Origin of the sequence: Adhaeribacter aquaticus DSM 16391, assembly GCF_000473365.1 — a bacterium.
GTDB lineage: Bacteria > Bacteroidota > Bacteroidia > Cytophagales > Hymenobacteraceae > Adhaeribacter > Adhaeribacter aquaticus.
Window position 1 is genome coordinate 3,318,208 of record NZ_KI421517.1, and the last position, 20,337, is coordinate 3,338,544.

The 20,337-nt window shown below is 39.8% G+C and carries 16 protein-coding genes; all 16 read right to left on the minus strand.

Annotated elements, in window-relative coordinates:
• Nucleotides 1-181: 181 nt before the first annotated feature.
• Entirely contained in the window at nucleotides 182-1,207 is a 1,026-nt protein-coding gene (locus ADHAQ_RS0116910) for a carboxypeptidase-like regulatory domain-containing protein (RefSeq protein WP_026463940.1), read from the minus strand.
• Nucleotides 1,208-1,377: 170 nt separating this feature from the next.
• Entirely contained in the window at nucleotides 1,378-4,170 is a 2,793-nt protein-coding gene (locus ADHAQ_RS0116915; protein WP_026463941.1) for an outer membrane beta-barrel protein, read from the minus strand.
• Between the two features lie 479 nt (nucleotides 4,171-4,649).
• Entirely contained in the window at nucleotides 4,650-5,525 is an 876-nt protein-coding gene (locus tag ADHAQ_RS0116920; protein WP_026463942.1) for an alpha/beta hydrolase, read from the minus strand.
• A gap of 500 nt (nucleotides 5,526-6,025) precedes the next feature.
• Nucleotides 6,026-6,877, minus strand: coding sequence for a sugar phosphate isomerase/epimerase family protein (locus ADHAQ_RS0116925; RefSeq protein WP_026463943.1), 852 nt, complete (start codon nucleotides 6,875-6,877; stop codon nucleotides 6,026-6,028).
• Between the two features lie 189 nt (nucleotides 6,878-7,066).
• On the minus strand, nucleotides 7,067-7,405 hold the full coding sequence (locus tag ADHAQ_RS0116935; protein WP_245590630.1) for a hypothetical protein: 339 nt from the start codon (nucleotides 7,403-7,405) through the stop codon (nucleotides 7,067-7,069).
• 67 nt (nucleotides 7,406-7,472) lie between these two features.
• The gene (locus tag ADHAQ_RS0116940; RefSeq protein WP_026463945.1) at nucleotides 7,473-8,717 is read right to left on the minus strand and encodes a DUF4153 domain-containing protein; all 1,245 of its coding nucleotides are present in this window, start codon (nucleotides 8,715-8,717) and stop codon (nucleotides 7,473-7,475) included.
• A 93-nt stretch (nucleotides 8,718-8,810) separates the two neighbouring features.
• Nucleotides 8,811-9,059 (minus strand): winged helix-turn-helix domain-containing protein, encoded by a 249-nt coding sequence (locus ADHAQ_RS0116945; RefSeq protein WP_425393695.1) that lies wholly within the window; start codon nucleotides 9,057-9,059, stop codon nucleotides 8,811-8,813.
• 67 nt (nucleotides 9,060-9,126) lie between these two features.
• Complete coding sequence (locus ADHAQ_RS0116950) at nucleotides 9,127-9,750, minus strand: hypothetical protein (protein ID WP_026463947.1); 624 nt, start codon at nucleotides 9,748-9,750, stop codon at nucleotides 9,127-9,129.
• A 725-nt stretch (nucleotides 9,751-10,475) separates the two neighbouring features.
• A complete protein-coding gene (locus ADHAQ_RS0116955) occupies nucleotides 10,476-11,054 on the minus strand; it encodes a YdeI/OmpD-associated family protein (RefSeq protein WP_026463948.1) in 579 nt (192 codons plus the stop codon).
• A 181-nt stretch (nucleotides 11,055-11,235) separates the two neighbouring features.
• Nucleotides 11,236-12,162: a Nif3-like dinuclear metal center hexameric protein gene (locus ADHAQ_RS0116960; RefSeq protein WP_026463949.1), complete on the minus strand. Its 927-nt coding sequence runs from the start codon at nucleotides 12,160-12,162 to the stop codon at nucleotides 11,236-11,238.
• A 49-nt stretch (nucleotides 12,163-12,211) separates the two neighbouring features.
• Nucleotides 12,212-13,780 (minus strand): glucuronyl esterase domain-containing protein, encoded by a 1,569-nt coding sequence (locus tag ADHAQ_RS0116965; RefSeq protein ID WP_026463950.1) that lies wholly within the window; start codon nucleotides 13,778-13,780, stop codon nucleotides 12,212-12,214.
• Between the two features lie 160 nt (nucleotides 13,781-13,940).
• The gene (locus ADHAQ_RS0116970; protein WP_026463951.1) at nucleotides 13,941-14,882 is read right to left on the minus strand and encodes an alpha/beta hydrolase; all 942 of its coding nucleotides are present in this window, start codon (nucleotides 14,880-14,882) and stop codon (nucleotides 13,941-13,943) included.
• A gap of 71 nt (nucleotides 14,883-14,953) precedes the next feature.
• Nucleotides 14,954-16,906 (minus strand): sialate O-acetylesterase, encoded by a 1,953-nt coding sequence (locus ADHAQ_RS0116975; RefSeq protein WP_026463952.1) that lies wholly within the window; start codon nucleotides 16,904-16,906, stop codon nucleotides 14,954-14,956.
• Between the two features lie 316 nt (nucleotides 16,907-17,222).
• The gene (locus tag ADHAQ_RS0116980; protein WP_026463953.1) at nucleotides 17,223-18,107 is read right to left on the minus strand and encodes an alpha/beta fold hydrolase; all 885 of its coding nucleotides are present in this window, start codon (nucleotides 18,105-18,107) and stop codon (nucleotides 17,223-17,225) included.
• Between the two features lie 69 nt (nucleotides 18,108-18,176).
• On the minus strand, nucleotides 18,177-18,686 hold the full coding sequence (locus ADHAQ_RS0116985) for a DUF421 domain-containing protein (protein WP_026463954.1): 510 nt from the start codon (nucleotides 18,684-18,686) through the stop codon (nucleotides 18,177-18,179).
• 48 nt (nucleotides 18,687-18,734) lie between these two features.
• Nucleotides 18,735-20,012: a mechanosensitive ion channel family protein gene (locus ADHAQ_RS26095; protein WP_245590631.1), complete on the minus strand. Its 1,278-nt coding sequence runs from the start codon at nucleotides 20,010-20,012 to the stop codon at nucleotides 18,735-18,737.
• Nucleotides 20,013-20,337: the final 325 nt, after the last annotated feature.

The following is a 20,337-nucleotide window of genomic DNA, read 5'->3' on the forward strand; positions in this document are numbered from 1 at the left end:
CTATTTTGTCAAATTTCTATTTTATAGGACGTAAGTAAAGAGCCGTAAGGCTTTTGAAGGTAATATACTTAAGCCTTACCGGCCAATTAAAAATTACCTGTCCTGGTGAACGTAATGCAAATTTGCATCTATAGGTTGAAAACTTATTCGCTGATTTAACTTTAACCTTTTTTAAAATACGTTAATTACTTAGAAAAACGGTAGCTGTTACAATAAAAGGCATTTTTTGCCATTGGCTAAAACTAGTCTCCCTTAAAAATGTAACATAGTTTTTTAGCCCGAATGCCGAATTTGAATAGGCTATAAAAGTACCAGGCAAATTAATTCCCTTTTTTGTAATTGTTTGGCGTAATTGTTTTTTGCCTTCAAACTCAATGGTATCTGTAAGAATCTCTTTGGGGTGTTTGTGCATATATTCCCGGTATCCATCGGCAATACCAACCCTGTCTTGTAAATCTATTATTTGTTCAAACGTAATAAAAAAGGGTTTTGTCACTTGTAAATTTAATTCGGAAAGATCAAACTCCAACCAACCTTTCTTTATGGAGGATTGAACAACAATACTTTTCTGTAAAAGATCATTTCCTGGTTGGCCTGTTAAGCCATCAACTTCATTTACCCGAACCCGGAATTTAAAAGACTTTAAATTGTTGCGGAGGATATACAGACGAGCTTTCTCCAGGTAGGCAGGAAATAATAGACCCTGAAAATTAATCCCTTTATTTTCTATTAATAAAGAGATGGCTCGCCCGGCATAAGTAGTATCAGTTTCTAAATTGCCTCCCAAAATTGCTTTATTCCCTAATTCAAAAACTTTCTTTTTTTCTTTCCCCGGGGTTATGATTACAGTAGAAAGCAGGTTAATCTTTTCTTCTAAATATATTGTAAATGCTTTTTCTGATCTAAAATTTCCAACCGGGAATTGTTTTCTTTCATAGCCAATAGCCGAAAAAACTAAGGTATCATTTGTTAGCCCGGAAGGAATGGCAATAGAAAAGCTACCGTTTTCATTGGAAATGGTGCCAACGTTTGAATTTCTTATTCCTAAATTGGCATAAGAAACAGGCTCCCGAGTGTTCTTATTTAAAATCTCTCCGCTTATAACTGTTTGGCCATAAAGGAAGTTTGGGGTAAAAGCAACTGTTAGAATTATCAGGGCCAGCCGTTGTATAAGACGATTTTTATAGGAAGAAAATAATGCCATCATAATATATTAAGGGCTGACCTTTCAAATTAATTATTTGCGGGTAATGGGATCGTCATCTACCGAAAAAACACTAAATTACCTTTTAACAAAGAATATTATAACCAGGCTTCACCTAATTATATTAAATATTAAATTGGGTCTATTCAACCAATTCTTGTAAGTCAATAAGTTTAGAACCTGAATAAGGTGTTGGTTCCACCTGCTTTACCGCTAAAATTGCGAATGTTATAAGTAAAGGTGAGCAAACCGTAGCGGTTTAATATAGTGGTTTGAATATCTTCTATAATATTTTCCCGGATGGAGCGGTAAAATCCTACGTTTTGGTTTAACAAATCATAAACCGATAATTTTAGCTGAGCCCGGTCATTTTTCATAAACAAATAAGTAACGCCGGCATTTAGAAATGTAAAGCTTTTCTGGAAACCAGGTGGCACATTAGGGTTGTTGCGATAATTAATATTTGCTTCCCAAACCAACTTTTTAGGCATCCGAACAACTAATTCTGATCGCCAGGTATAATAAGTCAGCTGCTGGTTATTAAAAACGTTATTTTCGTAAGAACTAACCTGTCGGGTTACAGAAAAATTCTGGCCAAACTCCAGCTTATTATCCAGGTTCAACCGGCTATCCAGGCTTGGAGTTAGATTCCAGATATTCGACTCGCTCTTCTCATTATTTAGCAGAACAAAAGACCTATTGTACCACATATAAAGATTTGACCCGACAGAGAATTGATTTTTATCGTTAAACTTGTAGTCCTTGCGTATGCCGGTGAATACATTACCTGCCCAAACCCCATCTATGTTTACCGGCCGTAATGTTTGAATTCCCTCCGGACTTAAGGTGCGCTCCTGAATAAAATAATCCTGACTTCTTCTGCCAGAAATATTAAAATTATAGGTCAGCATCCGTTGTGTATTATACTTGCGGTAAAAAATATTAATCATATTATTAATATTAGGCGTTAAGTTGGGGTTGCCTAATTGTAAAAACAACGGGTTGGTATTATTGCGCACCGTTTGCAAATCTACGGCGGGAGGCTCGTCCACGGAGTTGCTATAGTTTATAGATAAATCTTTCCAGTTAAAATTAAAGGCTGGAAATACATAAAAATACCTTTGATTTATCTCCGGATTTCGCAGGTAAGTATTTTTTACCCGCACATCATAAAAGTCCAGGCTGGTCATAAATTCCATTCTTTTCTGGGGCCAGGCCCACCGCAAGGAAGGGTTTAGAGCCCATCGCCAAGCCTGCCGGTTCACAAAATCTGTTAGATCGGGTACGGGTTCATCAAAATTTGGTGTGTTCGGTTCCCGTTGGAAAGTATTTACCCCATTCCGATCTTTTATATATTCTGCCCGGAACCGCATGATAGCTGTTAAAGTTTTATTTATAGGTTCGGAATAATAACCTGCTTGTTTTACGAATATATTTGGCCGGTCATTTATCCGCAGCTGATCCAGGAAGGTAGTATATACCTGAGGCCTGTAAAATTCATTTGTAGCCTTATTGTACTGGTCGGTTACATTGTCTTCATAATAATAGTTACCAAAGAAGTTGAGAGTCCTACCGGCTTTTTTAAAGTTTTTATTAAAGAACAGGATAGTTGCGTAATTATTAAGGTTATTATTATTCTTCTCCTGGTTTGTACTTTGGTTTAATCTTCCAAGGGTATTCTGTTCGGTGCTGTTAGAACGCAATTGGTTAGCAAAGTTCTGGTTTAAGGTAATATGAGGAGTTATTTGCAAAATAGTACCCGGGTTAAACTTCCATTCCAAACGCCCTTGTATCCGGTGGGTATTGCTATTCGTAAACTGCTCCCGGATACTTCCGGATCTAATAATATTATCGTTTATGAATTGTTCAGAATTACTCCGCTGAAACAAGTTGCTATTCATGTTCCCAAAAAAGTACATGAGGTTTACTTTCAGATTTTTACCGGTTACCGTATTAAAATTTCCGCCTCCCCCCGAAGTTTGCTGGATGCCCTCGCCGGTACCGCCAAAAGAAATACCATTCAGCGCAAATCCGCCATCGCTCCGCGACATCCCGGAGGTAATGCCGGATCGGTTAAACCCGCCAATCCGGGATATTTCCTCAAAACCAAACGCCGGACGGTTCAGGTTATTAGAAAAGCCTATCAGACTTAATTGGGTAGTATCCCGGAACATATTAAGTATACCACCCGATTCGTACCTTTCCCGGCTGCCACCTCCGGCATATAGTTTTCCGAACAATCCTTTTTTTATTCCTTTTTTAAACGTCAGGTTAATGACCTGCGGAATTTGGTTAGCAGGCAAATTAGGATTTTCCCGCAATTCGTCGGGATCGTTCATTACCTGCACTTTATCTATAATATCGGCGGGCAGGTTGCGGGTGGCAATTTTGGGATCGGAGCCAAAAAACGCTTTCCCATCAACTAATATTCTCTTTACCTCCTTGCCGTTTACTGTTATGTTACCGTTACTATCTACATTGACACCGGGCATTTTTCTTAATAAATCTTCTACCAAAGAAGTAGGCAAGGTTTTGAAGGAAGCCGCATTAAATTCCAACGTATCTTTCCGAACCACCACGGGCGGAATTTCGGCCGTAATCACTACTTCTTTCAAAAGATTAGATTCGCCCATTGCTACTTCGCCAATATCTATAACGGGTTCCTGGGGCGTAAGCATAAATTCTTTCCGGTAAGTGGCAAACCCGACCATAGAGGCAACAACCCGCAGATTTATTTGCAAAGGCAATCCAGGAACCCGGAAATTACCTTTTTCGTCGCTTACCCGGAAGGTTAGGAGCGTAGTGTCCTGTGCCCGGTAAACCGCCACCGTAGTATAAGGCAACGGTTTCTTACTCGTCCCTTCCATTATTTTACCTTTTATCTCGCCTTTTGTAGCTTGCGCAAAAACGCCTTTAGAAATAGCTAGAAAGGCAAATAAAAGAAAAACAAGGTGGGCTAATTTCATGAATGGGATAGCTATGTAATCTTGAAAAACAATCTTATGTTATTAATTGTCAGGAGGCATTTAATAGCAAAATTCAAATAAAATAAATGGTAAGCGAAAAATTAAGAATGCCCGGAGATTTGCCAACAGATGATCTGGCTTTTGCGAAGTAGCTTAAAGCCAAATACTTAAACAGCCACTCGCAATTAACTAATTTTGCAGGAGATTTCTAGAAAAGATTATAATAATTATTGTTATTATTTAGATTAAAAGCATTTAATGGTAATCATAGCTGCGGAATATATCATAAATAAGGATGCGGGTAACCTACAACCTCACTGAATATGGCAAGGATTATAAATGCTTTTACCCTTTATTGATACCCAAGGGTCCGCATAAATAATAGTGAGGAGGTGATTATGGGCAGGTAAAACAGACGCGGCAAATGGGCAGGTATTTCTGAACTAGTAATAAAAATAGCAGAGCTTTTATAGGGTTAGCTACTGAATCAATTCATTAATTTTTTGAACGGTCTGGTCTGGATGATCCTTTAGCGTCATGATGTGTTCCGTTTTCGTTATCCAAAATTCTTTTGGCGCCTTAGCAGCTTTAAATAAATTTTCTCCTTGTTTAAAGGAAACATCATGATCTGACTGGCTGTGAATAATCAGCTTTGGTGTATTATAGATATCTTGTATATCACGAATAGCCACATAATCCTGATTAAAATCTGCAGGATTCTTTTTTGCTTTTTCTTTTAGAAATTGAACAGGAGCGTAATCTATTGCCAATTGTTGAGCAGATTGAATACTTCCATCAAGAACGAGCGCGTCTATTTCGCTTTGATTATCCTTAGTTATTTTCACGGCAAGTTGTCCGCCAAGAGACATTCCGTAAACTATTGTTTTTAAGCTATCCTGTAGCGTTCTTTTCCTAAAGTCGGCAAAGGCAGTCTCGGTATCTTTTAAAACTCCTTTGTAATTAGGCTTTCCACTTGAATTTCCATAGCCTCGCCAATCGACAGCATACACTCTAAACCCGTTTTCTAGAAGTGGTTTAATTAAATGACGGTACCTACTCACATTTCCACCTGCACCATGGATGAAGAAAATGTCTCCTTTAAGTTCTTTTGTTGGTGGTATAAAATGATAGGTGTAAATGTTTAAAGAATCTTCTACTCTAAGTACATTCTCAATATATTTCATTTCCTTCATGCTTTCCATTTCCTTTACCGGAAAATAATAAAGCTTTGACTCGTCATTGTTTACAATAGCTTTTACCATTGGATTAGTTTGGTAAAAATAGAAGCCGGCACCAAATGCAAAAACAATCAAAAGGAGTACAACAGCTCCAAGAATTTTAAATATTTTATTCATTTTCAATTTTTATAAATGGTACAGGCCGCGTATATGCAAAGTCTACAGCGAAGCAAGTGTTCTATTTAAATTGGGTTAGGTGTTGCATTCACTATTCCTAACAAATTTCTATCAGCTTTTAATAGATGGCGATGGGTAATTTATATATGACACTTTTGATCTTAATAGATACTTTAAGTATACCAGATATCTTAATTTTAAGGAGGGCCGGTAGTACCCCAAATTATTAGTCTTGATATAACCAATGGTGAAGTATTTTCATATAATTCAAAAGGCTTTTATATTTATTAAAATTGTTCAGTTTCAACCGTTAGACAATTTATAATAATTTATAATAGTGCAATAAAAGCATTACCGGTTAATAACCCAAAAGGCTGACTTTAATCATGATGACCTTTTGGGTTATAAAGAATTTCTTACACCCCTGGATGCTCCTCTTTCTCTATAATTTTTTCTGCTTTTACTTAATATCAGTTAATAATAGAATAGGTTTATATTATTTAAGATGGGTATTTGGCTGCCATGTTTTGCATAAAGGCTAAACTTTTAGTGGCTAGTTCCTGAGCATTGTATTTTGAGGAGCGCCAGAGAGAAACAGCGGTAGCCATTCCCGGTATCTGAGAAGAAAAGTTTTCAAGCACCAGGTTGCCCTTGAAATTAATAGCTACTAAACTCCGGAATAAATCATCCCAATGTACGTTGCCTTCGCCCAGCATTCCCCGATCACTTTCCGTCATGTGCACATGTTTAAGTTGAGTTCCGGCTGCAATTACCGGGTCATAGAAATTACTTTCTTCTATATTCATATGGAAGGTATCGAGGTGTAGCGCCAGGTTGGGCATATTTACCCGGTTAATTAAAGCCAATGTTTCTGCCGCACTGGTACAAACATAACTTTCATACCGGTTTATTGGCTCAATGGCAATGGTTATACCCAAGGTTTGGGCATAGTTGGCTACCTCTGCCCAAACCTCACAAATTATATTTTCTTCTTCAGGTGTGAGTACGTTTCCGCTAAACACTCCAATACCCGAATGAAGCACGCCACATAAAAGATCTACTTCCAGGGCAGCCGTTTTTTCGAGTGCCTGTTTCATTAAAAAAGTGGCTTGTTTGGGGTAAAAAGGAATGTGACAGTTAGATGGTAAATTTAAGCTACATACCGCCTCTAATCTGTTACTTCTTAATTGCTTTTTCACTTCTTCCGAATTAAATTCCATTGAAACCGGAAGCAAAATTTCAAGGAGATCAAATCCGGCTTGGGCAGTTTGCTCAATAGCGTAAAGTCCGCCTTCGGGTGTCCAGCGAGGAGGAATCCAGGATAATAAAGAAGCACCAAATCTAACGTTCATTTATAAGTATTTTAATAGTTAAAAGATTTATTTCTCTGAGCGAAACTTTGATAAGCGCCCCAATTTTCTTGGCCGATTGGTGATAAAGGAGTAAAATATTTGTTTTTAGTGAAAAACCATCTTGTACAAATATCATAAAAAGAGATTTACATATCTATCTTTTTATGACCGCTATGTAAGGGAAGAGCCCTAGATGAGGTGTTTTAAATCCTTCATCATCATGTCTATCTTATCAAATAATTCGCCTACGCCTAACGCTGCCCAAACAATAAACAGGGCCAACAGTATTTTTACTCCCAGCCTAATAGAAAAGCCGAATCTACTTTTAAGAATGGCAGTTACTGGCGGGAAATAAATTAAAGCAAGAAGCAGTAAAAAAGCACCAAAACCAGGGTCGTTTCCCCAGAAAATATTTACGGCACCTATTGCCAAAATAGCGAATCCAATCAACCAACTAATTAAATTTCCAACTAAAACTTTAATATTCATGATGGTTTTTGATTTGTTATTCATTTCAACTTTTTGCATTTTATAATTAAAAAACTTTTAAAGTGGCATTCTCTTTCTTACTGCCTGGAGAAGGAGGGTGATATTTTTATTTGAATTCAAAAATTAGCGGAAAGGTAAATACTACTACCAACGCCCAGATAAAGTAAATTGGCAGATACAACGCAATGGCTCGTCCTACTTCGCCGAGGGCTGCTTTCTTCGTAATAGCTTTAAACAGCATTACAGTTACCATAAGCAGATGCACCAATATTAAAACATTACCGCCCAGCACCGCTACCCGGTTGGGCGTAATTCCCCACTCCGAAATTCGGAACGAAATAGCAGACAGCGCAATACCATTCACGACCACCGTTACTATCGATAATAGCAAAAGTACCCATTCGGCCAAAAGGGATTTTGATTTTGCAGAGCTTTCGGCTACAGAGAAGAATATTAAAGCCATTACGCCAATTAAAAGCAGGTTGAATAGTAACAGGAATTCCCGATCGTTATAGGGATCTTTTCCAGAAAAAATCATGGCACTTAAATAAATTACCAGCATGACCAGTACCAGCGGACTAAAAATCTTGGCGATTACCGGCGATACTTTGTTTACCAGTTGAGGATTGGTTTGGGTAAGGTAAGTTGCCATTATTGGCACGGCTGGTAAACCAAAAGCCACCACGTATTCAGCATACAACTGTTCAATCTGGAACCCAATAAGGGAGAATAAACCAATTGTAATACCCGTCATTATTCCTCCAGCAATAACCAGGAGAGCGGTCATGACGGCCAAGTCACCATTAAAGCGTAAGTAATCCAGCCGCTTCTTAAAATTTTGAACCTCATGGCCAGTAAAAGAAATGCCTAGTATGCCCCAAAGCAGCAAAGGCAAATGGATGCAGGCTAACAAGAGGGTATCACTATTAGGGTTATTGGGCAGTAAGTTAATATAGACTGAACCGGCTAGTAGGGCACCGACTATAAAAGCAATTTGTTTTACTCCCAAATTATTTTTCCAGGTAAAATAAGCGGCTAAAAACGGGAATACCAGAAAGCCGATATTGCGGGGATAGAAGAACTCTTCACTAATGGAAAGGATGGCAGGTAATTTGGCTAACAATCCGGCCACTAATGACGCAAATATCACAAACAAGAATTCTTTCCTGGAGCCCCACGAAATGTCGTCAGATTCGTATTGCAGACGCTCGTTCCAAAAATTAAGCAAATTATTATCTTTTACCTCAGAAGATAGGGTGCTGAATTCCCGCTTAAAGGTGGCTTTGTTTTCCCGGTACAACTTCTCAAGTTGTCTGGCGTTGTTCAGGTTTGATAGTATTTCGTTACGCATGGCTTTTGATTTTTAGGATTGATTGAAAACGTTAGAGATAAAAGTTGTTTTATTTAAAAGTACTTTGAAATGCAAAGTAAAAATGTAAAAAAATTAATCGCCTTGGCGGTTACTTAAAATAAGTTGCTCTAAAGCATCCAGATGACTTTTAAATGCTTCGCGGCCCGCTTCGGTCGCCTGGTAAGTAGTTTGGGGTTTTCGGCCTACAAACTGCTTTTCCACTTGCAGATACTTTGCCTCTTCCAAAGCTCGTAAATGACTAGCCAGGTTGCCATCGGTTAGCTTCAGCGTTTCTTTCAGAGTATTAAAATCTACCCTTTCTTCCACCATCAGTACCGACATAATGCCCAATCGCGCCCTGCTTTCAAAGGCTTTATTTATATTTTCAAGATACGCTTTCAAAAGGTGTCTATCGTTCGTATTTAAAATATACCAGAGCTCCATACACAATATGCAGCACCCCAAACCCTATCGTCCACGACAATAGCCCATAACTCACAAAAAAACTTGACAATAAACCCAGCACCAGTTCACAAATACCCAAAGACCGGATATCGCTAATGGTATACTTGCTACCGTTTATCAAGGCCAGGCCATAGAAAACAAGCATAGCAGGCGCTACTAAGTATAATAAATTATGGTAAAGCAACACGCCGCAAAATACTCCGCCAGCTGCTAATGGTAAAGCCAGGTTTACCAGCAAGCGTTGCGATTTACTGTCCCAGGTTAGCTGGTTGTTATTGTAAGCTCTTCTGATGGTAAAAAAAAAGGCTAATCCCAGCGCCACTACCAGTACCACAAAAGCCACCAGGACCAAAAACTGAATAGCGTCCTGGCTTAGGGTAAGGCTATAGTTTTCGCGATAAGCAATATCATGCTTACCTAAATACCATTTTACAACTGCCGCCCCGGCAAGAGCCGTAAGACCAGCCGAAATACCGGAAAGGCCGCTAAGCGAAATAAACCGCGAAGTTCGATCCATTATGTTGCGGATCTCGTGCAGCGCTGCTAATTGTTCTTCCTGTTGATTCATTTTAAAGTACTTTGTAATTCAAAGTTAAATAGATTTAACGTTTTGCCATGAATAAGGGATTAATTTTTTATAAATTATTTTGCCTACCTAGTGTCGTCTTTTGGTAAATTATAAGATAAGGCTGGCTGTTGATGTTTGTTTATTGTATTCCTGAGCAAATTAGGTAGTTAAATCCGGTAACTAAGTGAGAAGTAAATTGAAATAGATTTTGGCGCTGCTATTGGTTCTTGTTGAATCAGCCAAAGATTTACCGGTTGGTTTTAATTAGGCTCAAAACTGGATCCTATTAGCAAGTTTAGAACAAAGGCTCAAGTAATAGATTTAAAAATCAAGAAAATTCCCGCAATAAGTCCTATCAATATTTCAAATCTTAATATTGCGTTGCCCAATCCTTTTCGATTTAAATTCTTTGTCAGCGCAAAAGCGAACAATCCTGAAATGAGGGTGCCTAATAGTAATTCAAGGTAGTTCATAGTTTTCCAAATTTGATTTATTTTTTCTTTAAAAATCTTTCAACCTTACGTAATAACTGAATAACCAAAGCAAGTAATAGCTTTGCCTGAAACATTAATTACATCCTTGTTAACCAAGAATATAATTTTATAAGCATATCTTTCCCTCTGTTTTCTTCTATTTGATTTAATGACTATTACTTGTATTAGTCTTTTTATGATAATGGGTTACTCCTAAATTCTTATTTTTTATTAATTAATTTATTGACTAAGCTAGTCATGTAAGCCTTTGCCAATAAGTATTTGAGGTATACACTTTTCAATTCGGGACTCCCGGGTTTTGGATTGTTTGGGGGCAGCAAAATAAAGTAAATAAGCTCTTTGCCGTCCTGGCGTTAACATTTTGAACGCTGTTTGTAAGGCCGGCATCTCAGTTAATTTATCCTGAAATTCATCCGGCGTTTCAAATTCTGAGGCTTCCTTTAATTGAACTTTCAGACCAGCTTTTTCAACCTCAATAGCTTCCTGAATATAAGTTTTCAAAATAAATTCTTTTTCAATTATCTCCTTTACATGGGTAAACCTAATCTGCCTGGTTGCCTGTGTATTCTTTGTTTGTTGAATTAGAATGTGATGGGGATCCTTCAACAAAGCTCCTTTGAAAAACAAAAGCGCACAATATTCTTTAAAAACATGAATTAAAACCAAGTTCCTATCCTGATATAGGTAACAAGGAACCCCCCATTTTAATTTTTCTGTCAGCTCACAGGCAAGAACAATGGTTCTTAATTGCTCCAGTTCCTCCTGCCATTTTTTGCCCTCACTAAAATAAAAATCGACTTTTGGATTCATGTAATTTTATAAAGTTTTGTAAGACAATAAATAAGGTTGTTTTTTTATAAAATTAATAATTACAAAATAATAATAAAAAAATAGCCCACAACCAAAGAGTTATGGGCTATTTTCATAATTAAGGAAGAAATTTAACTCTTAGTTAATATAGGGTTAACCTAGAATTATTTTTAAACTTACCTTAAATGTATTTGAAAGGAGTTTTGGCTGCAATATGGGTTATTTTAACTCCGGGTACTTTGGGTTGTAACCATTTTACGGCGTATTCCATACCGGCTTCTTCACTTACCGCATGGCTTAAAACCACCAGGGAAGTTTTTTGCCCCATCAATTGCCCATCGCGTACCCGTTCTACCGTTTCCCATTCCCGGGTTTCGCCGCTCAGAATCACATCTGGTTTGGATTGCTGAATAACGCCAATCTGCATTTTACTGTCCATGTAGCCAAACGCCAGGTAAACGGTACTGCAAAGCTGATCTAAATTGCCAACTACCCGCACATTGGGAATTCCCAGTTTATCCTTAGTTAGAGCCACGATAGATTTCAGCGGCATAGGTTTTGGTAAGGTAATCATTCTGGGACTATTGGAGTCATAGTATTTCTCCCAGCCTAACTTTGTTAGGGTTCCAATAGCAATGCCATCTGGCCGATGCCGGTGCCAGTAGTCATGAAAGCGCCAAATAGCAATTTTATGTTTATTTAGCAGCTCCATTTTGTACTTAAATGCATCGTCCTGCTGCAGCCAGTCCGTTTCGTCGTTATTGTTATAAAATGGAGTTTCGTGAGCAATAATTAAATTCGCGCCGGCCTTTGCCGTTTTTTCAATGACTTCCAGGGTAGGAAAAGTAGTGGTAACAATGCCAGTTACTACCTGGTCCATACTACCTGATCTTAATTGGTCGACGGTTCTTTCGAACGGAGCACCCGGTATTTCTTTTAAAATAATATCAATAACCTGTTTAACGGTATAGGAGGCTTCAGGCAGCCAAAGGTTTTCGGCGAGGCTTATACCCGGAACCGCCAGCACCATAGAGGTACCAACAGCTTTGGTTACGGTACTTAAAAATTCACGCCGGCCTGTATAAGTATATTTGTTTTTTTCTTTCATGTTAATGTTTTATAATATCTTAATAAGGATTAAAACCTGATAATGAAAATTACCGGCTGGCCGAAACGGAATTAGTATGTTTGATCATTTTGTTAGCCCACGGAATAAAGTATTTAATATTGGGTGCATCGGTGTGGCCGCCATCGTGCTGGCGCCAAGCCAATTCACCGTCCAGTTGACTTACATTTACGCCTGGCATTTTAGCTGTTTTGTAATCATTTCCAACACCTAAATCACGGGCCCCTAATAATTTAAAAACCGTACCAGCCGCTACTGTTGCCATATAACTTCCTTGCTGGTCCAACCATTTAGCATCGCCTTGCTCCGGAATGCCATAGCTGATAAAGGTTGGGCGGGGCGCACATAAAGCAATTAGCTGATGCGCATCTACCGGAATATCGTTAGCCGTTTTTGCCCCAAGTTTACCTTCCGAAGTTCCGTATTTTAGAAAGTTACCTGCCATCCAGTGGTATTCACCGGACCCCGTTAAACTTTCTACGGCTTCACCAAAATTACGACGATGAGGTTTGGCGCCGCCTTCGCCGGAAGAGCCAATTAAGCCCAGGGCAAAGCGCTGATCAAAAGCCTGCGTAACCAGTGCAGCTTTGCCATAGCGCGATACGCCTTCAATGCCTACCTTTTTAGCATCTACTGCCGGATCGGTTTCCAGATAATCTAAGCCACGTGAAGCACCCCACGCCCAGGCTCGTAAAGCGCCCCAATCTTCAGGTTTGCGTGGCTGCCCTTTATTTACCAATCCAATAATGCCTTTCGTTAAGCCGGCCCCGTTATCAGCCTGGATGCTGGCTGGTTCAATCAGGACATAGCCCCAGCCGGCAGCCAATAACTGTTGTGTGGTTGGCGGATCGGAAGGTTGGGCTCCCGGAGCCGGAAAAGGTCCAAAAGGAGATGGAGCCGGATTAGCTACTACTGGATTATAAGCTGGATATTGGTCAAATAGTGCTTGTAAAGAAGGATCACTTTTGATCAGTAAATCTTTAAGAGCAGCATTTATCTTATCTAAACTTTCTTTTGGCGGTTGCACCGGAGCAGGTAAAGCACTTCGGCCAAACATCATTAATACAGGTACCGGTGCTTTGGCATTAGCTGGTGTTACAACGGTCATGTTTATGTTTACGTCCAGCAACGGGTATGCTGTATTATCAACGTGGCCAATTAATTGTTTGGCTACTACCGGAATCCGGCCAACCATTTCCTTTTCGCTAATGGCCACTTTCCAGGTAACTTTTGGTACATTTTTAGGTACCCGCCCCAGCACTTCTTTTTCAAAATCTTCTATAATTTCAGGCCTTCTTTGTTTCCACCACATATCAGCAGAGGTTACTTTCTTACCATTCTTCATGGTTAAAAGCTCCGGATAATTAGGATAGGGATTGGCTTTGGATTCATCGTAATTAGCATGGTTGGGTGCTTTTTCATCGCCACCTGGGCCAGGTCGCAGTGCCTTAATGCCCAGTTGCTGCATCATATTTTGGTGGTCCTGCTCGGTAGTAAAGTTTATGACGGGCGGGTATTTGCCGGCGGAGCCGGAAGGGGCATTTTGAGCCATAACCGTGGAAGCGGCTAAGGCGAGAGAAAGAACTAAGACTTTTTTCATGGTAAAATAAAAATTATGGTGGTAGGGATTAGTTTAAAAAGTTAACTTCTATTGTGGTGGTAGCTGGCTAATACTATAAAGCTTACTGTTTAACAAGTTAAGCAAAATTGTTTCCTAAAATGCAATCGGTTACACTTAAAATTATAAAAAAAACAATATATTATTTTCCTGGCAACCTCTCCGGTATAATTCCCGATTCTATCAACCACATTTCGCAAAGCTTCGTCCACAGCTCTGTTGAGCCGGGGTTATTTCTAAGCGCAATGGCATGGCCACCCTGGCTAAAAGAGTGAAAGCTTACCGGAACATTGTTTTTTAATAAAGCCTCATAAAATAATGTGCTGTTCATGGGGTGAACCACTTTGTCATTTACCGCATTTATTAAAAAGCAACGAGGAGTAAGGGAATTTACCTGCAGTTGTACAGAAAACTTCTCTTTTAACTTTTGCTTCGGATTTGCTCCCAGTAAGTTTTTTACACTTCCGGCATGCGCCCAGGGGGTGCTCATATCAATTACCGGCGATACCAGAATCATAAAGTTTGGTTTAAAAGGCACCTGATCCAGGCTATCTTTAATAGCAGAAAAATCTTCCTGAATAGTACCGGTGGTAGCAGCCAGGTGCCCGCCTGAAGAAGTACCCAAAATACCAATTTTATCGGGATTAATGCTCCATTTGCCGGCATTGGCTCTTATGTAACGGAGGGCACGCTGGGCATCCATTAGTGGGGCAGTCTCCCGCTGAATTAAATCAGGAGAATGCGGTAACCGGTAATTAAGCACAAAGGCACTAATGCCCATGGTGTTAAACCATTTTGCCAGTTGGGTACCACTAATAATATAGGCCAGCCAGCTGTAGCCGCCGCCGGGACAAATAACCACAGCGGCTCCTTTATTTTCCTGTTTGCCCGGGAAAAAAGCGTGCATACCCGGTACCATTACCCGCTGGTACCTATCATTGGCAATGCTGTCTTTCAGGGGCAGGTTTTTGGAATTGGGTATCTTATTCTGGGGCCAGATAGAAATGAAATCCTGTCCCAGAACTTTGTTATGCCCGCAACTTACTAATCCGACAACTAAAGCTAATACAAATAAAAACCGCATATCCAGCTTATTTAAACCTATGTTCGTTAAGGATCAGGAACCAGTAAAAGCAATAAAAAATTTGGTCAGCATTATTGGTCGGTGCGGAAAGGAGAGGCCGGTAAGCCTTCTTTGTTATATAAATTGGCGCCATCCGGATTGTCGGCCCAGGCGTAGCGAACAAATTTTGGTTCTTTAACTTCTTCGCTCCAAACTACTACTTTATCACCCTCTATTCGGGTTTGGGCCCAGACAAATTTTTTATCGGCACCGGCTATGGCAAACCAGCTGAGTTCTTCACCATCCTGAGAAATTAAGCCACTGCCTATGTTGGAAAAGCTCAGAATAATTTTATCGCCTTCAACTTTAGAAGTTTGATAAAGCGGCCCGGACGAAACTACTTTTTTATCACCGTATATTAATTTTTGGGCAGCTAAGGCTAATCGTTCACCTACATCTTTTTTATTGTCCGGGTGAATATCATTCCATTCGCCTAATTCAATGGTCACAGCCATGGCCGTATTAGGTACTGATAATGTTTGCAAGGCTGCTTCCCGCATCATGGCCCAGTTGCTTTCGGCAGGAAGATAATTCACTTCCATAAAGTTAGGCAGCTGCACATACAGGAACGGAAGATTACTTTGTTGCCACTTGTTTCGCCAATCCGAAATCAGGGCAGGTAGCAGCTTCTTATACTCAACTGGATTTCCGGCATTGCTTTCGCCCTGGTACCAGAGAATTCCTTTTATTGAATAATTAATGGCTGGTGCTACCATGGCGTTATACAAAGCAGCCGGTTGGTTTTGGGCACTTAATCCGCCGCCAAATCCGCCACTCACCGGGCGATACACATCACCTACTTTATATTGCCAGGTTCCTTTTAAATCTAATGTTTGCCCGTTTGCTTCTACAAAATAAGGTTTATCTGGTATAAAACCGCCTTTACCATTGTTGTTCAATACCCTTACCACAAATAAATTTTTACCGGGTTTTAATGTACCGGCCGGTAACGTATATCTTCTTTGTGGGTACTGGTAAGTGGAGTTGCCAACCTGCTGTCCATTAATATATAAAATGTCGGCATCTACAATTCTGCCCAAATGAACTTTTGCTGGCACGTTGGCCATGGAGGCCGGCACGTCTATTTCCCGGCGATACCACACTGCGCCATTTAGATCTTTTATTCCCTGGTCTTCCCAATAGCCCGGGATATTAATGTTACGCCATCCTTTAGGTTCATAGGAGGTTTCAAACCATTTAATTTTTCCGATTAGTCCTTTGTCTTGCTCCGGTTTTTGCCGGCTGGCATTAGCAACAGCCAAGGCCTTACGGTTTAAGGAGTTTACATAACTGGTATCCCGGTTACGATTAATGGTAGAAAGGGGAGTTGGAAATTCTTTTAAACCTTCTTCACTTATCCAGGCTTCTATGGGCGTACCCCCCACACTGGCATTAATTAAACCAATAGGAATACGGTACTGGTTGTATAGTTTGCGGGCAAAGAAATAAGCAACCGCCGAAAAATTATTTACATCCTGCGGGTTGGCTGATTTCCAAGATGCGGCAGGTAAATCTTTAGCCGGTCCTTGCAGGTTGGTGGCGGTAGGAATCCAGAAATGTCTTATTTGTGGGTAGTTGGCCGTAGCAATATCCTGAGCATAGGTAATGTTATGCAAGGACATTTGGTGTACCATATTGGATTGGCCGGAGCATAAATAAACATCACCAAATAAAATATCTTTAATTGATATTTGGTTGCTGCTTTTAATATTCATAGTGTACGGGCCGCCTGCTTTCATAGGAGCAAGTGTTATGCTCCATTCCCCATTTTGGCCCGTAGTAGCAGCGTAAGTCTTTTTGTTAAACGTAACCGTAACTTTTTCTCCCGGATCAGCCCATCCCCATATTTTGTTTTTAGAGTTTCTTTGCAAGATCATGCCATCGCTTACCAACTGAGGAAGTTTAACAGCGCCATATGAGACGTTGATAAATAGCAGGAAACAGAAAGCAGTTAAAATGGTAATAAATTTTACCTGTAATTTCATGGTGGAGTAATGTAAAATTTAAAGTTGTCGATAAGTATTAAGTTAAAATACAAATTCTAAATGTAAAATGTATTTTAACTAATTGTAAATATTACAAAAAGAATACAGAAAATAAAATTCTAGACCTGTTTTATCGACAGTTCAAGTTTTTTTTGCTAGCCAACTTATAGGTTTTCTGTTGATTCTTTAATGGATGTGCTTATTTATACTAAAGAGTTAATTTTACTAAAAACTTAAATTGAAGAAAGGCTGAAATTATTTAAAACAGCAACAGGATTCTTATAAGTAGGAAAAGCAAAAGAAAGAAAACATAAGATTAATTTTTAAGCTGGTTTTTTTCGGCTAAAAGAACAATTAAAGAAGCTATTTCTTTCCATTTATCTTCCTGCAACAGGTGCTTGGCTGATAACTGGTGGGCATGGTTTAGTTGCGTAGCCATTTTAATTTCTTTACCATACCGGTCGTAGGTTAAACCTGCGTCTTCCTTGCCCCAGATTATCTGAACAGGGTAAGGAGTATTCTGAACGGCGCGGTAACATTTTTCTTTATAGGCCCGGCTTTTTTCAAAGTTCCGCATTATTTTTAGAAAAGCTTTGCCTCCGTCCTGCCTTTTCAATAAATCTACATAAGCATGTATTTCTGGTGTTGGAATATCTTTGGAGTCGGCTACCGCTAAGGTTGAGAAACCAAGATGCCAGGTGGTTCGGGTAAGGAGGTGTAATTGCGCTTCTCCTAGAACTGATTTCTCGAAGGGTTGCATAGGCAGGGGTTTGGTAAAAGTATCTACTTCAATCCAGGTATTTAATATAGTAAGAGAAAGAATCCGACCTTTAAGTTGCGCTGCCAGGGCAAACCCTATAGGACCACCTATGTCATGAACAACTAAATGGAATTTAGGTAAATTCAAGGCATCTATGGCTTTATTGCAAAATTTAGCAAATCCCGGGAAAGAATAATCAAAAGACTCTGGCCGATCAGCTAAGCCTAAGCCCGGCAAGTCAATAGCAATACCCCGCATGCCTTGATCAGCTAATTCCCGAACTACTTTTCGGTACAGAAACGAAGAAGTGGGAACACCATGCAAGCACAAAACCGGTTCGCCCGACCCAAAATCCAAGGCAAAGCTTTGTACTCCATCTAAATCGAAAAAGTATCCTGATTCCTGATGCTTTTTTATTACCTCGTCTACTGTTAGTGCCATTTCCTTTAACTACCTTATATATAAAATAGGCTTCTGGTTTAATTTACGACCAGAGTAAGTTATTATTTATTAGTCTGCTCTTACGTTTTCTAACGTGGAGTAATCTTTTTCTTCGCCTGTTTTTATGATACTGAATTTGCCATTAGTTTCTAACACAATAGCTTCTATTTGACTTAATGAAAGAATACCCTGGTTGCGGGCAGCCTGGAGTAACTCTTCCCGGGTTATGCGTTCATGTTGCATAGCTTTGCTTTTAAATTCGCCCTGGTAAAACAAAAGCCTGGGTTCTGATTTAATGAGTCTACTAAAAAATGGCACACGAACATATAGCCAGGATACCAGGAACTGAAGCAGAATCAGTAGGCCTAAGCCGGTTAAACCTTCGGCCAATGGTGTGTCTTTAGATAAAGTTGCGGTAGCTAATGTGGAACCTAGAGCAACAGTAACAATAAAGTCAAAGGCATTCATTTGGGTTAAGGTTCTTTTGCCTGTAATTCTTAATATAATAATCAAACCTATATAGGTAAGAGAACCTACCACTATGATCTTTATAAGCTGCGGAAGATTATCATAGAGCATAATCTATTTGGTTTTGATGATTAAAATAATTCTTCTGATTCGTTTTTGTTATGCATCCGCCTTTAAGTCAGATTTATTATGGTCGTCTGCTGGTTTTGGGAATAGAGCAACCGGTAAACCGGAAGAGTCTATTACTTGCACCTGTTGGCGTGGGTAAACCGAAATAATTTTGCCACTGTATTCGGGTTTAGCTAATTCCTGAGCTACCCGCAGCGTTAAGTCACTTTTCCACTTTCGCCGGTCCCTGGCTCCAACCAAATACCTAATTGTTATGCTCGTCCAGGAATCTTCCGTTGATACGTAGACCTGAGGTTTATCAGATATATAATCTATGAGCCGGGCACGCTTTAAGAGTTGTGCGTATTGCCGGGCTGGTTCTATCATATAATCGCCCAGCAATTCCTTGGCTACAGTTTCCAATACCTTTACGGCCAACGGTAAATCCGATTCATTCGCTATTGTTACGGATAATTCGTCCCAAACGAACGGGAAGTCGCCGGTTAGGTTAGTAATGGTGCCGGTTAAAACTTCGTTATTAGGAAAGGTAACCATGCGGCCGGTAGGCTGTTCCGCATGTACAAAGCTGGCCTGAAAAGGTGAGCCAATTTCCCAAACGGTAGTGGTTAAAAAATCGATACGGTAAACATCACCAAAAACTTCGCCTACCCGTATGCGGTCGCCAACCCGGTAGTATCCTTGAAATGAATTTAAAAGCCAACCAGTAAAGCTTTCGATGGGGGTTTGCAGTGACCAGGACAAGGCTAAACCAATTAATCCAAGTGATCCGACTAAAGCTCGAATGTCGCCGGCGACTACGCTTAAGGCCACACCAATAGCCAGTAGCCAAACAGAAATTGAAATTAGGGAGATTATAGCACTGGAACTGGCCCAGTTTCCTAATACTCGTTGTAAAATTTTTTTAATTAACCAAGAGAAAAGCCAGGCTAAAATTAAGGTTGCCAGGGCAATCAAAATTTTGGGCAGGTTATAAAAAAAGCTATTCCAAAGGTTCTGCAAAGCACCCAACGCTTCGTTGGTGGCTTCCTGGCTGCTAAGGGAGGTTACGTCATCCTGAGTGGTTGCGCCAGGTTCAGTTGGATTTGTCTCTTGAAGGAGCATCGTATCGGCACTGGTTTCAGTAATCGAGGAGTCGGATTGGACTAAACCAGCCTCACCTGGAGTAAAAAAAAGCATCATAAAACCAGTAATGGCTACGGCAAGGATTGAGGCTTGCCGAAAATTTTTAAGTTTATTTTCGGCGCCTTTTATTGCCGAACTGGCATTAATCCTTTTTTTGCGGATCCTGGAATTTCTCCTAGGGATCACTGGCTTAGTTCCTCGCGGGCTAAGGTTTTTCCTGCCGGGAGATACCCTGGTGTTCTTATCGTTCCCGAATAATTTATTTTTCCTGGATGAAGGCATAAGCAGGTAATTAAGTTAAATACTTAACTGTTGGATGTTAAACCATAATACCCGGAGATTTAAAATAGGTTATTTTATAATGAATTAGGGGAAAGATGTGTGGAATATACGGTTTAGTAGCCGGGAAAAGGATGCAAGTATAGAGGAGGTAACTTTTATAAAAAGATTTTTCTTATTGTGATTGTTAACTTCTACTGTGTTTTTATAAGTTTCTTTTCTCTTCAAAAAG